Genomic DNA, 13,865 nt, shown 5'->3' with positions numbered 1-13,865 from the left:
TTAATATTTTTAATTCTGATTATATTTTTACATCTCCATAGGCATGGATGGCATCGCATATTTTTCTTAATGAAGCTTCCAGGTCCCCATCAGCAGTCTTAAAAGCATCTGCATCAATAGTTAAAGGAGCTCCGAGCACAACAAGTGGTGCTCCATATTTAGGCGTAGAAATGGCTTGTTCTAAACTTAAACCACCAACCGCCTGAACGGGTACACTAACAGCTGCTACAATTTCTTCCAATTGGTCTAGGGGACTAGGCATTCTTTTGCCTTGTGCAGCAATTCCCCTTCTTTCATCATAACCAATGTGATGGACAATATAATCACATCCATGATCTTCGAGGAATTTTGCTCCGGCCACCATATCCGGACAACCTAAATTATCCCCCATGACTTTTGCACCATGGTCTTTCCCTGCTTGCACCACACATTTGATGGTTTCTTCATGGGCTCTAGCCATAACCACCACATGGGTAGCACCTGCCTTGGCCATCATTTCAGCTTCAAGGTATCCACCATCCATGGTTTTTAAATCTGCTACAATAGGCGTATTAGGAAAGGCTTCCCTAAGTTTTCTGACGCCATGAAGACCTTCCGCCAATATTAACGGGGTTCCTGCTTCCAACCAATCTACTCCCGCACGCATGGCTAGAGCAGCCGTTTCTAAAGCTTCATCAATGTTGGTTAGGTCTAAACTAATTTGAACAATTGGTTTCATTTATTAAAGGTTATTTTATGAGAAATGAATTGTTTGTTACGGTTTATTGAAAGAAAAATCATCTTTAAAAATAAAAATTGAAGTTCGCATCTTTCCCGATCAGTAAAGGATAGCAGGCTATATTTAACCCTAGTAGGCTAACCAAAAAAAATGATAGGCCTTTAAATTTGTACCAATCAAAATTACTAAGCTTTCCTGTCGTGCTTTAAAAGATTTTCACACTGAAATATTAAGATTTTTTGTGAAATGCAATTTAAAGTAGCGCAATTTTCAGTTTGTTATTTAATAGCGATTAAGATTTTTTTATTCAGTTTCAATTTAATTATTTAATTTTGATCAGAACGGATATTTTCAATAGAATTACCTCATTTTATCATGAATGGGCTATTCTTTAATTTAAAGGTTTTACAATTACATTTCTTACAATAAATTCATCTTCATAATGCAAGAAAAGTGGGTCTTCAAAAGTGAAACTATAAAAAATGCAAAGGATATAAATACTGCACTTTCTTATGTTTTCGATGAGAAAAAAATGAACTTGAGATTTTTTTAAGTCTATATACAAAATTAGATGGAGCCTTGGCTGAAAACATTCAATTGGTGGATCCAATAATCCCTTCTGAACAATCCACAGGGTCTTTCCTCGTGAGCTTCAATAAAAGTTTTTATAATGCCTGCTTAAACATAAATGAGGCAGATCTTGATAAAATTGAGCTGACCTACGAATTTAATCCTAGAAAAGGAAATTTGATTTTATTCGGTCCTGATATCCCTGAGAGAGAACCTGATGATTTATAAAATTACTGATGAAAGAGTTTGACATTGCCATTATTGGATCGGGTCCGTCAGGTGCCATGGCCGCCTATCATGCTGCAAAAAAAGGAAAAAAGGTAGTAATCATTGAGAAAGAAAAACTCCCTAGGTATAAAACTTGTGGAGGAGGTTTGGTTTATAGAGGCCGAATTAACCTACCCTTTTCTATTGAGGAGGTGGTTGAAAAGGAATTTTATGAACTGGAAGTGTTTTTTGAAAAAGCCCTCATTTTTTTACCGCAAAAAGAAATGAACCAATCATTTCAATGGTCATGAGAGATTCATTTGACCAATTTCTGGTAAATAAAGCATTAGAGCAAGGAGCACATATCATAGAGCAAACCACTATGGAAGGCTTGGTAAAGAGTGAAAATGGCTTGCTTATAAAAACTTCAGGTGGGGATATCAAATGCAAGTACTTAATTGGCGCTGATGGTGCCCTTAGCCAAACAGCTAAATTTGGCGGATGGAAGGAGAGCCGAAAGCTTATTCCTGCATTAGAGTTTGAAGTAAAAGTGCCTGAAAATGATTTTATTAGATTGTCTAAAAATGTCCGCTTTGACGTAGATGCAGTCCCTGATGGCTATGCTTGGTGTTTTCCTAAAAATGGGCACCTTTCTTTAGGTGTTTGTACTTTAAAAAAACAAAGAATTGATCTTAAAAAATATTATAAGAACTATTTAAAAAAATTAGAAATAAAAGAGATTTTAGAATCTGAGGTGCATGGATTTCAAATACCTGTCGGCCAAAGAAAGGATGTTTTTTCAAAAGATAGAATTTTTCTTTCCGGTGATGCAGCAGGTTTTGCAGACCCTTTAACTGCAGAAGGAATTTCAAACGCTATATTATCTGGAGAACTTGCTTCCAAGGCCATTGTTAACAATTTCGAAAATGAAAAGGCCGCCGCTAATGCCTACAGGCAATTACTTGATCAACGGATATTATCTGAATTAAATAGTTCTACATTTATAGCATTTATCTGCTATGCCCAACCTGCCATTAGGAATATGCTTCTAAGCAAATACGGACAAAAAGGATGTGAGATCTTAACCGATATTTTTATGGGAAAAAAGCTTTCCCTGATGACCTGAAAAATAAAATAAAAAAACGTGTACCTCTGCTAAAATTCATCTGATAGCATAGGTACACGTTATAATATTTAGCTCAATTAGCTATTTTAATGGAATCCTGAGCACATAACTGTCGGCAGTAGCAAATAATAGGTTTTCCTTTTTATTTAATGCAACATTGGACACCCGCTCTGAAAGCTTAAGCCTGCCTAATAATGATCCACTAGGCCCAAAAAACCATATTCCGCCGGGTCCCGTCGCAATGACAGTTCCATCATTTTTGATTTTCAACCCATCCGGTAAACCGGCTTCATTGCTTGCTACCTCACTTGCATCATAGAAAACCCTTCCTGCTGTCAAACCATTAGCTCCATCTAAAGAATAATGGTACCAAATGGGGTTTTCCGGATCTGAATTAGCTATAATAAGTTGTTTTTCATCTGGAAATAAAGCAATTCCGTTAGGTCTGGTAATGCTATCCAATAGCAATTGCAATTCCCCATCCTTATTCAACTTGTAAACGCCTTGAAAGTCAATTGCCTTTTTTGGGTCGTCCATTCTATATTCCAAACCGTAAGGAGGATCTGTAAAATATAAATTGCCTTGGGTATCGTAAACAGCATCGTTGGGACTATTTAAAGGTTTCCCTTCATATTCTCCAACAATCGTTTCATAGACCGGTTCCGGAGCATTCAATTCAGCGGTCATTCTAGCCATTCTCCTGTCTCCATGCTGACACAAAACCAATTTTCCATAGGGGTCCAAGAGTAAACCATTGGACCCGACTTCCCCACCTCTGTTTTCATTGGAAGTCAAACCTGCAGGTTGCAAATAAACTTTAGGAGAGCTTCCTTCTTTCCAAAAGTGCACCTTATTGGCAGGGATTTCCGAAAACAATAACATTTCCTCTTCTTCAATCCATAACGGCCCTTCAGTCCATGCAAAACCACTACCCAATATTTCAGCTTGGGTTCCCTCCTCAATAATCGAATGGAGCCCATCCCCCTCTGCAATTATCGTAATGGGCAAAAATGTTTGCTTTTGCTCTACAGGTTTAGTGGTACCACCACAGGAATATAACATGGCTGTTAAAAGCAACATCAATATAAAAATAGGAGAAGCTTGCATAGGATCATCAATCAATCACAGAAAATTTATATATACATTCATGTGAATAAGTTTCTTCCGGCTTAAGTGTCACTGAAGGAAAGGAAGGCTGATTTGGAGAATCGGGATAATGCTGAGTTTCCAAACAAATGGCTCCTTGCTTTTGATAATTTTTTCCGGCTTTTGATGGGCCTCCCCTGTCATAAAATTGCCGGTATACACCTGTACCCCGGGTTGATCGGTAAATACTTCCATTTTCCGACCATTTTCAGGGACCCATACAGAAGCGATTTTAATCGTTTCTTTGTTACCTTCTTCACGGTTTACTACCCAGTTATGGTCATACCCTCCTCCTTTTTTCAACTGCTCATTGTCTGCATCTATGCGTTCCCCTACAAGGTGAGGTTCTCTAAAATCAAATGGTGTACTTTCAACAGATCTAATTTCACCCAAGGGTATTAAATTATCATCTACAGGAGTAAAATTATCTGCATTTAACTGAAGCATATGGTTTCTCACGCTTCCTTCACCATGTCCATTTAGATTAAAAAAAGAGTGATGAGTTAAATTGACAATGGTAGTCTTATCAGTATTGGCTTTATAGGTAATTCTAAATTCATTATTATCTGTCAAATAATAATTCATAAAAACAGTTAACTCTCCTGGAAACCCTGCTTCTCCATCTGGTGAAACATATTTCATTTCCAACTTTTGACTGGTAGCTTCAAGTACTTCCCAAACCACTTTATGATAACCCTCCGGAGCTCCATGAAGATTATTGGGACCATTATTGGCCTCTAGAGAATAAGTCTTACCATCTAATGAAAATTGTGCATTGGCTATTCGATTGCCATACCTACCAATTGGGGCTCCATAATAGCCTCCGGGATTATTGCTATACTCTTCAAGATTATCATAACCCAAAACCACATCTTCAAAATTCCCGTCCTTATCCGGAGCAAACAATTCTACTACCCTTGCGCCAAAATTGGTTACGGTCATTTCCATTCCATTCTTATTGCTGAGGTGATACAATTTCACTTCCTTACCTTCAATTGTTTTTTCAAATGCTGAATCTTCCATTGCTGTTAAATATTTCGGTTCTGTTTGTTGTTCGTTTACCGCTTTCTCTTTATTGTTAGGTCCACATGAGGTAATTAGACCCACTAAGACGAGGGCTTTTAAGGTTAAGTATTTCATTTCATTGGGATTTTAATGGTATACAATTCTTTGTGCAATTGCTTTAAGAATTGGGGCTCCAATTTGGAAACTTTTCTATCATAGGTCATCAGTCCATTGGTTTCTACTTCCACATCAGTGGTTTGCGTATATATGGCAGCAGAAAGCCCCATTGGGATAAGTGGTTTAAGGTCTTGGATCAGTTTACTGTACCTTTCTCTCAAAGCATCTTTATCTTTAAAGCTTTGGTAACCCCAATTGTCTTTATTTTGCCAAGTATGCCCTTCTATTGGCAAACCTAAACCTCCATATTCTCCCAAAACAATTATTTGGTGGTGTCCCCAAATTTTGGGATCAGGCATTACAGGATCCGGGTAATTGTGCATGTCCATAATTTGCCCTTCCAAGGTATAATTACCACCACTAGCTCCATTTACCAATCTGGAAGGGTCATATTCTACTGTCCATCTCACAATTTCCTCTGTATTGAATTGGCCCCAAGCTTCATTGAAAGGCACCCAAACAATAATAGAAGGAAAATTGTAATTGGCATCCATAATGGCTTTCCATTCTTTTTTAAAAATAGCCATGGATTCAGGGCTTCTTTTTCGCTCAGTGCCTTTTCCTACTACCCCGGGTCTGGCTTCCCACCTATTTCCCATGTCACCACTTGGCATATCTTGCCAAACAAGCATACCTATTTTATCACAGTGATAATACCACCTGGCAGGTTCTACTTTCACATGCTTTCTTATCATATTAAAGCCCATCTCTTTGGTTTTATCAATATCATAGACCAAAGCTTCTTCCGTGGGAGCAGTATACAAGCCATCAGGCCACCACCCTTGATCCAAAGGACCATATTGAAATAAAAACTTATCGTTCAACAACAAGCGCTGATTTCCATAGGCATCAGGCTTCATGCTTATTTTTCTCATGGCTGTATAGCTTTTGACAGCATCCAATTGCTTTCTACCATCCATTAAACGTGCTTCAATATCATATAAAAAAGGGTTATCCGGCCCCCATATATTGGGGTTATCAATAGAAAAAATTGTCGATTCTCCTGCAGGCACCTCTTTTTCATCTAAAAGCTCGCCATTCGCAAATAGGCGAACAGTAATCATTTGTCCGGGTTGAGGATCATTTACTTGAGTCTCAACGGAAATCTGTTTGTTGTCTAAATCAGCAGTGTTTTTAATATGGGAAATATACTGATCAGGAACAGCTTCCAGCCAAACTGTCTGCCAAATCCCAGTAACCGGGGTGTACCATATTCCATGTGGTTTATTGATTTGTTTACCTCGAGGTTGAGGTCCTTCATCAGTTGGATCCCAAACCCTAATGCTTAATTGTTGCTTTCTTCCGGAAACCAAAGCTTCACTTATTTCAAATGAGAAAGGATCATATCCTCCTTGATGCATACCTACACTTTTTCCATTGATAAAAACCTCTGCCTCCCAATCTACAGCGCCAAAATGAAGCAATAAATTTCCCTTCCTCATTCCACGATCGACCTCAAAGCTTCTATGATACCAAAGTTCTTGGTCTTTACCTACAGTTTGGCCCACCCCTGATAATGCAGACTCTATTGCATAGGGAACCAAAATATCTCCCTGAAAATTGTCGGGTTCCGTGCTTCCTTTCTCAATTATGGCATATTTCCAAATACCATTGAGATTGGTCCAATTTTCTCTACTCATCTGTGGCCTTGGATATTCAGGAAGTGGAGCGTTTGGGTCAATCTTAATTGCCCATTCGGACAATATTTTATCTTTTTTTGGTTGCCAATTATGTTGTTGGCTGAATGTGGGAAAAACTAAAAATACTAAAGCAATCCAGCAGGTGATTTTTTTATCATGGGTTATCGTTATTTCTGGAATTGTAAGTTCCAATTGACATAAAATTAAAAGGATAACAGCGAAAATATCAAAAAATAAGATCAAATCGGCCATAAATTAAATGAAAATGAAAAAAACTTTTGGCCTTATTAAATCTTTTCTTAAACCTTTCCTTTTCATTTGATATAGGCAAAAAAGAGATTGAAAATAGGAATAATGAATCTCTTAAATAATCATCCATATTTTTTAAGAATTCTCAAGTCTTAAAGACTAGATTTACATTCATAATAATTTAAAATTCAGTTACTTATTAAATTTGTATTACCTACTTTTACTTATGGATTTAAAAAAATTCCATGCGATTCTTTGTTAAATTTTGGCATTTTTATAAGTGTTTTTTTATAAAGCCCCTCGGTAATACAGTTGAAAATAAATAGTAAATATATTATTCTCAGTATCATTTTATTTTTAATTTTTGGACTTCAAATTTTTAAAATTAAAGGTGAACTAATAAATCCTTTTGCATCCATTACAATTCAGGATCAAATTGAAACAGAGGTTATGTTCGATGGGGATTTGACTTTGTCACTTGACATGCTGTCCATCAATTATTCCGGAGATAGATCTAAACTACAATTGGAGGTACAAGCTGGAAATGGTTATTCTCTCTCAGGTAAAACCATTTCTCCTTCCATTCAATACGCAGAGGATTGGGAAGCAAAAGGCAAGGAAATTATTGTTAACCTTCAAGTAACTGATGGTGTGGACCACAGTCAGGTATTCCCGTTTAAAGTTCTGGTGATCCCCCCAATTTTACCTTTGGCCTATTCAGAAAACAGCTGTAAGGGTATAATCTCACTTACCTTAAGCGCTTATAAACCCAATCAACGACATGAAGAATCTTTCCCCTTTACCTTTAAGCTAATCGATGATCTGGGGGATACCTTAAGGGTGGTGACTGTAAATAATACGGCACCATTTCAAAGCTCAGCTACCGCAACATTTGGTCAAGATTATGAATTGAACAGAGACATAGAATACCAAATATATGCAATTGATAATCTAGGAAGGGAATATTTAAGAGACTCAGGTCCCTTAGGTCAGGCTTATTCTCTGGATTTTGAATTGAATTTTGCCGGTTTGCTTTGCCCGGAAGACCAAACAGGCCTCGTTGAATTCATTATTTTCAATGCTACACTTCCGGTTAACAATTTTATTGTAATTGATAGTGAAGGCAAGCAAAAGCAAACAGATTTTGAAATAGTTTCAGATTCGGATGGTTTTATTGTAATTCAAGCCAAAGACTTGGAACCCGGTACATACACCATCGAAATCGAAGATAGATTTCAATGCAATGGTAGCGAAAGTTTTGAAATTGTCATTCCTGAACCTATGGACGCAGTTGAAACTGTAAAACATGTCACCTGCTTTGGGAACAACGATGGTGAGATAAGTCTTATTATTGATGGGGGTTGGTCATCTCCCTTCCCAAAAAGCCATCGCAATGAATGGGCCAATTATGAAGTAACATGGTTTGACGATAAAGAAAACGAAGTTAAAACAGTAAACAACTCATTTGTAAGTTTGGCAGGTACTATTATTGGAATGGAAAGTAAAATTAACAACTTGCCTCCAGGTGATTATTATGCCAAAATTAAAGACAAAGGAAGGTTATTTGATATTACCGGTGCTGCTCCGCTGGTTTGTGAGAAAACAACCGGTTGGATAACTATTGAGGGACCGGAACCATTAACCCTTTCAGAAACCATTGAAAATATATCTTGCAATGGTATGGCTGATGGAAGTATTAGCATAAACCCGCTGGGAGGTTCTCCAGAATATTCTATTGAATGGTTTAAAGGGAATTTTGCAAACCTAAACTCCCCAGAACCAGGAGAGTTGACCTCTTTCCCTCTCAACTCGGAGGAAAGTGAATTATCAAGGCAGCACTTAGACCCGGGAGAATATGCTGTTTTAATAAGAGATCAAAATGGATGTATTGTAGCAAATAATTACACCATCAACGAGCCTACACCACTGATACTTAAAGAATTGAGTGATCTAAGACAAGATGTAAGATGTTTTGGTGAAGAAGCAGGTACCATAGCCATTCAATTGTATGAAAACACCCCTACACCATTTTCAATAGAGGTTTTTAGAAATGGATCTACTTTCAAATCAATAGGCCCTATCAATAAGGTCGATTCGGACACCCTTTATTTTTCAAATTTAAAAGCAGGAAGTTATGATTTTAGAATTGAGGATGAAAGTGGATGTGATTACTTGTTGGAAGGAATAATAATTGATGAACCGGAAACAGGTTTACTTATTCAGGATACCCTTGTTTCCAATTTTAATGGATATCAAATCTCTTTTCCCGGAGCAAGCGATGGTAGCATTTCTTTGGAAATTGTTGGAGGGAAAGGTGATTATAAATACGAATGGAATGGGCCGAATGGCTTTGAGGCAAACACCAAAGACATCAGTAATCTCTCCCCGGAGATTATACTTTTATTGTAACAGATGACAACAATTGTACCGCACGATTGGCTTCCATAACGCTAGAAGCCCCACAACCATTGACATTGACTCCCTACATACCTGAAGTGAATGGCTTTCAGATCAGTTGCAATGGAGCTGCCACCGGTAGCATTAAACCAAATCCGGCAGGAGGAACAGGTAATTACACCTACAGTTGGTCCGGTCCTAACAACTTCTCTTCGACAAATAGTAATATAGAAAACCTATCTGCAGGCTATTATTCATTGACACTAGCTGATGATAATGGCGCAATCATCCAAGCAACTTATAAGATTTCCGAACCCAATGAATTAATCCTATCTGAGCCAGAAGATTTAAGGGTTCCGGTAGCTTGTTTTGGTGAGCGCAATGGTGCTTTTACGTTAATGATAGCCCAAGGTTCCATGGCTCCTTATAGCCTCACTGTAGGGATTATGGGAGATACAGAAGCAATCCGAACTATTACTAACTTTAACAGTGATGAATATACCTTTGATCAACTCGTCGGTAACCAATATTGGGTAACTGTAGAAGATGCCAATGGCTGTATTAAAAAAATAGATAACATTTTAGTGGATCAACCTGAAACCGGCTTACAACTCAGCAATTTACAATTGTCAGATTTTAATGGATACCAAATCACTTGCGCGGGAGGAACAGATGGAGCTATTTCATTCAACATCACCGGAAACCAAGGCAATCTAACTTATAACTGGACAGGTCCCAATGGATTTAAATCTACAAAAACCCAATTGGAAGGCCTAGAAGCAGGAAATTACCACGTCTTAATAACAGATCAAAACGGCTGTACATTGCAGAGGGACTTTGACCTGAAATCTCCTTTTCCACTGGAAGTTAAAGAGGATGTATCTGACTACAATGGATTTGGGGTGCATTGTAATGGTGGAAATGAAGGATACATTTATTTGGATATTTCCGGTGGATCTGGAAATACTGAAATAAAATGGAAAGGGCCAAATGGCTTCAGTTCAGACACTGACAGCTTAAAAAATATTTTTCCTGGCATTTACCAAGCTACAATAACAGACATAAATGGTTGCGAAATAACCAAAAGCTACACCCTTACAGAACCTCAAGGCCTAGAAATTGAAGAATTAGCAGATCAAAGAATTAATATTTCCTGTTTCGGTCAAGAAACTGGCGTATTGGCTGCAAGCATAACACGAAGTTCAGCAGGGCCATATAGGTATGAATTGTCAAACCTTAATGGAGACATTTTAGAAACTTCACCCCCTACTGTACAACAAGAATGGTTTTTCAGAAACCTTCCTGCCAACACTTACATGATAAAGGTAATCGATGCCAATAACTGTTTTAAAGAGATAGACCAACTCGAAATCACCCAACCACAAGCCGGATTGAGTATTGATAAGGTGGAAGTTTCTTCATTTAACGGATATAATATTAGTTGTTTTGAAGCAGCAGATGCCTGGATTGAGGTAACAACTTCCGGAGGTTCCGGGAATTTGAAATTTGATTGGTCAGGGCCGGGGAATTTCAAAGCCAATGGTCCTACTATTGAAAATTTAATTCCCGGTGATTACCACCTTACCATTATTGATCAAAATGGCTGTGAAGCCCTTACAGAAATAATAAGTATCAAACAACCTGATCCTTTGCTGTTCACTCCCCTAGTAAAAGTCAAGAATGGTTTTGAAATAAGTTGCAATGGGGCCAATGATGGGCAAGTTTCGCTAAATATTACCGGAGGCAGTGGGGTTTATAGAATAGTTTGGTCAGGACCTGATGGTTTTACTTCTAATGCCGGGGATATAAAGGACCTTTCACCGGGAAATTACCAAGTAAATATAATTGATGAAAACGGTTGTGAAATAAGTGAGCATTTCAACATTAGGGAGCCTGAACCTTTAACCATCAGGCTAAATAATAAAACAGATGTCTCCTGCCATGGAGCCCCCACAGGCAGCTTATCTTTTATTGTCTCAGGAGGAATTACCGGCAGCTATCAATACCAATGGGAAAAAGACGGTTTAGCCATTAATTTAAATTCTCCTAAGGCAGATAACCTTTTATCAGGTACTTACAAAGTATCGGTCATTGATGCCAATGGTTGTGTTGCCAGCAGCTCAGCCATTACCATTTCACAACCCACTGCTCCTTTGGAAGTATCGATGGTACAAACAGAGGTTTCCTGTTATGGGGCCAATGATGCCAATTTATCCATTGCTATAAAAGGAGGTATCAAACCTTACCAAATCGAATGGAATACCGGTGATAATCAAAGTTCTTTTGAAGGTATAGGACCCGGCCTATACCAAGTCACGGTAACAGATGCCACTGGCTGTGTAGTCTTCAAAGAAACCACCATTAAAGAAGTTCCAGTATTTAAGGTGGAGCCTGTGGTAAATCCGATTTCTTGCTTTGGTGCTAAAGATGGTAGCATACAATTAAACCTTGAAGGAGGTAAAGCACCTGTGACAGCCACCTGGGAACATGGACCGGAGCAATCAGCCATTTATAATTTAAGCCCGGGAGTTTATAAGGTTTTTTAAAAGATGCCAATAACTGTACCATTGAAAGAACTTTTAATTTGGTTGAGCCTGAACCTTTGGAAGCAGTGGGCCAAGTACAAGATGCATCCTCCTGCCAAAATGGTCAGAGTGGAAAGATATTGCTTGAGGTATCAGGTGGCAGAGCCCCTTATAACTACAAATGGAGCAATGGCGAAACCAGCCCTTCCCTATCCAATCTAACCAATGGTTCTTACACCGTTAATATTACAGATCAATCAGGATGCTATGTAAGCAAAACATTTAAAGTGAACCGGCCTGCCCCTTTAAATATTAGCTTGACCAATACGGTAAGTTCCCAATGTGAGCCCAAAGAAATTTTGGAAATAAATGAACTAAAAATTGAAGGAGGAGTTGCTCCCTACTCCATTCAGTGGAGTAGTGGAGAGGTATATGAGGATGGTTATCGAATGGAGGCGAGCGCACCCGGCAATTATCAAGTGACAGTTACCGACAGCAAGGGCTGTGTGCAAACCCAAAGTTTTTCTGTACAAAACAATGTAATATTAGTAAAAGGAGAATATTTATCTGAATCATTTCCGCAATATGGGGAAAACTTAGTCAATTTTGATGTTAAATTCACCAACAAAAGCAATGGAAATATAGGTTTATATTATTGGGATTTTGGTGATGGAAACAATTCATATGAAGCCTCACCTACCTACCGCTACAAACTTCCCGGAACTTATCAAGTCACTTTAATTGCGACTGATATTTGGGGATGTGAAACCAGCTCTACTTTTTCAATAAAAATCACTGATTTTTTCTTAGAAACGCCTAACGTATTTAGTCCTAATGGTGATGGTCTCAATGATTATTTTTTCCCCAAGTTTTTAAATATCAATAGCCTATCACTTATAATAATGAACACCTGGGGAGAAATATTGTATCAATCTTCGGACATTAAAGACCCAGGTTGGGATGGTACTTTCCGTGGGCAAAAATCCGCTCCCGGCAATTACGTATATAAGTTAAACTACACCACTGCAGATGGAAGAAATTTTAGTAGCACCGGTGCTTTCATGCTTTTGGAATGAGAAATATAAAATTTATAATGCTGTTTGTAAGTTGCTTTTTATCCTACCCCTTGGATTTATTGGCACAGGATTTCCAATTTACACAGTTTTACGCAGCTCCACTCAACCTTAGTCCGGCTTTTGCAGGGGCCATGGAAACTACCCGTATTGGCATCAATTACAGAAAACAATGGCCCGGGTTGGGTTATGATTTTACTGCTTCAGGAATCTATTATGATAACTTTGTAGATGAGACCAATGTCGGTTTTGGCTTTTCTGCCTCTCAATTTTCTGAGTCATTGCTTAAAATTAAGTCCACCGATATTGCAGGATACCTATCTTATAAATTAATACTAAACAATGAAAGTTTCTTAAGATTTGGAGGTCAATTGGGACTGGTCAACAGAAGCCTGACTTTACAGGAAATGGTTTTTGGGGATCAAATTGACCTATTAAACAGGACAGTTAATTCTTCAACAATCGATCTACTGCCGGGTGAAGACAGCAAATGGTACCCTGATTTATCATTTGGAGCACTGTTCCAAGCCCCTGATTTTTGGTTTGGTCTAAGTAGTAGCCACGTATCTCGACCCAATATAGGCTTTCTGGAAGATGGAATAGGAAATGAACTTCCCATAAAATGGGATATTCACGGAGGTTATGTTAAAAATTTGGACCGAAGAATGTTTAAATCCGGAGAGGTACGTAAGGTATTTTCAGTCTCTTTTAATTATAAGAGACAAGGTACCTTTCAGCAAATAGAAGTAATTCCACAAATACAAGTTGAAAATTTTATTGGTGGTTTAGGGTTCAGGAATATAACCCGATTCAATGAATTACCGGATCAAAACTCAATCAATGCAGTATTAGGATTAGTTTAATGAGCGGTATCACCATGGCATATAGTTATGACTATATGTTGAATAAGTTTAGCAATCCGGCCCATGTTTCTCATGAAGTCTCCATCTATTTTACAGACCTAAGGAGGAAAAAGTTTATGCAAACTATTCTTCCCTGTCCAACCAGCAATGGAAGAAGGTATTGAATGGC

Annotated in this window: 11 protein-coding genes and 1 pseudogene; 7 read left to right on the top strand and 5 right to left on the bottom strand. The window is 38.1% G+C overall.

Going from position 1 to position 13,865, the window contains the following annotated elements; all coding sequences use genetic code 11:
• Positions 1-19: 19 nt before the first annotated feature.
• Complete coding sequence (locus WG932_RS03620; protein ID WP_014022033.1) at positions 20-718, bottom strand: orotidine 5'-phosphate decarboxylase / HUMPS family protein; 699 nt, start codon at positions 716-718, stop codon at positions 20-22.
• A 579-nt stretch (positions 719-1,297) separates the two neighbouring features.
• On the opposite strand from WG932_RS03620, the gene WG932_RS03615 reads away from it, so the two are divergent.
• From WG932_RS03615 to WG932_RS03605, 3 genes are read left to right on the top strand one after another with little or no spacing between them, the layout of a single operon-like run.
• On the top strand, positions 1,298-1,516 hold the full coding sequence (locus WG932_RS03615; RefSeq protein ID WP_483086987.1) for a hypothetical protein: 219 nt from the start codon (positions 1,298-1,300) through the stop codon (positions 1,514-1,516).
• 8 nt (positions 1,517-1,524) lie between these two features.
• Entirely contained in the window at positions 1,525-1,806 is a 282-nt protein-coding gene (locus WG932_RS03610; RefSeq protein ID WP_483086986.1) for an FAD-dependent oxidoreductase, read from the top strand.
• Complete coding sequence (locus tag WG932_RS03605; protein ID WP_483086985.1) at positions 1,803-2,621, top strand: NAD(P)/FAD-dependent oxidoreductase; 819 nt, start codon at positions 1,803-1,805, stop codon at positions 2,619-2,621. The genes WG932_RS03610 and WG932_RS03605 overlap by 4 nt, the downstream gene beginning before the upstream one ends.
• Positions 2,622-2,702: 81 nt before the next feature.
• On the opposite strand, the gene WG932_RS03600 is transcribed toward WG932_RS03605, so the two are convergent.
• The 4 genes and pseudogenes from WG932_RS03600 to WG932_RS03585 form a co-directional block, all read right to left on the bottom strand.
• Positions 2,703-3,743 (bottom strand): SMP-30/gluconolactonase/LRE family protein, encoded by a 1,041-nt coding sequence (locus WG932_RS03600; RefSeq protein WP_244874462.1) that lies wholly within the window; start codon positions 3,741-3,743, stop codon positions 2,703-2,705.
• Positions 3,736-3,858 (bottom strand): aldose epimerase family protein, encoded by a 123-nt coding sequence (locus tag WG932_RS03595; protein WP_483088569.1) that lies wholly within the window; start codon positions 3,856-3,858, stop codon positions 3,736-3,738. The genes WG932_RS03600 and WG932_RS03595 overlap by 8 nt, the downstream gene beginning before the upstream one ends.
• Before the next feature lie 83 nt (positions 3,859-3,941).
• Positions 3,942-4,790 (bottom strand): annotated as a pseudogene (locus WG932_RS03590) (aldose epimerase family protein); the annotation flags it as partial.
• Positions 4,791-4,903: 113 nt separating this feature from the next.
• Positions 4,904-6,754, bottom strand: a complete 1,851-nt coding sequence (locus WG932_RS03585; RefSeq protein ID WP_483088568.1) for a glycoside hydrolase family 2 protein — start codon at positions 6,752-6,754, stop codon at positions 4,904-4,906.
• 534 nt (positions 6,755-7,288) lie between these two features.
• On the opposite strand from WG932_RS03585, the gene WG932_RS03580 reads away from it, so the two are divergent.
• From WG932_RS03580 to WG932_RS03565, 4 genes are read left to right on the top strand one after another with little or no spacing between them, the layout of a single operon-like run.
• Positions 7,289-9,247, top strand: a complete 1,959-nt coding sequence (locus WG932_RS03580; RefSeq protein ID WP_483086984.1) for a SprB repeat-containing protein — start codon at positions 7,289-7,291, stop codon at positions 9,245-9,247.
• Between the two features lie 26 nt (positions 9,248-9,273).
• On the top strand, positions 9,274-11,781 hold the full coding sequence (locus WG932_RS03575; RefSeq protein WP_483086983.1) for a SprB repeat-containing protein: 2,508 nt from the start codon (positions 9,274-9,276) through the stop codon (positions 11,779-11,781).
• A gap of 38 nt (positions 11,782-11,819) precedes the next feature.
• Entirely contained in the window at positions 11,820-12,836 is a 1,017-nt protein-coding gene (locus WG932_RS03570; protein ID WP_483086982.1) for a PKD domain-containing protein, read from the top strand.
• Positions 12,833-13,696 (top strand): PorP/SprF family type IX secretion system membrane protein, encoded by an 864-nt coding sequence (locus WG932_RS03565; protein ID WP_483086981.1) that lies wholly within the window; start codon positions 12,833-12,835, stop codon positions 13,694-13,696. The genes WG932_RS03570 and WG932_RS03565 overlap by 4 nt, the downstream gene beginning before the upstream one ends.
• Positions 13,697-13,865 lie beyond the last annotated feature (169 nt).

This window comes from Cyclobacterium sp. SOCE241, assembly GCF_056867545.1.
The sequence above is the reverse complement of the archived record's forward strand: the minus strand, read 5'-3'. Positions and strand labels throughout refer to the sequence as shown.

Coding starts and splice junctions, on each gene's coding strand:
- WG932_RS03580 (WP_483086984.1), top strand. CDS start 7,289: ATGTTCGATGGGGATTTGACTTTGTCACTTGACATGCTGTCCATCAAT.
- WG932_RS03620 (WP_014022033.1), bottom strand. CDS start 718: ATGAAACCAATTGTTCAAATTAGTTTAGACCTAACCAACATTGATGAA.
- WG932_RS03605 (WP_483086985.1), top strand. CDS start 1,803: ATGAGAGATTCATTTGACCAATTTCTGGTAAATAAAGCATTAGAGCAA.
- WG932_RS03610 (WP_483086986.1), top strand. CDS start 1,525: ATGAAAGAGTTTGACATTGCCATTATTGGATCGGGTCCGTCAGGTGCC.
- WG932_RS03565 (WP_483086981.1), top strand. CDS start 12,833: ATGAGAAATATAAAATTTATAATGCTGTTTGTAAGTTGCTTTTTATCC.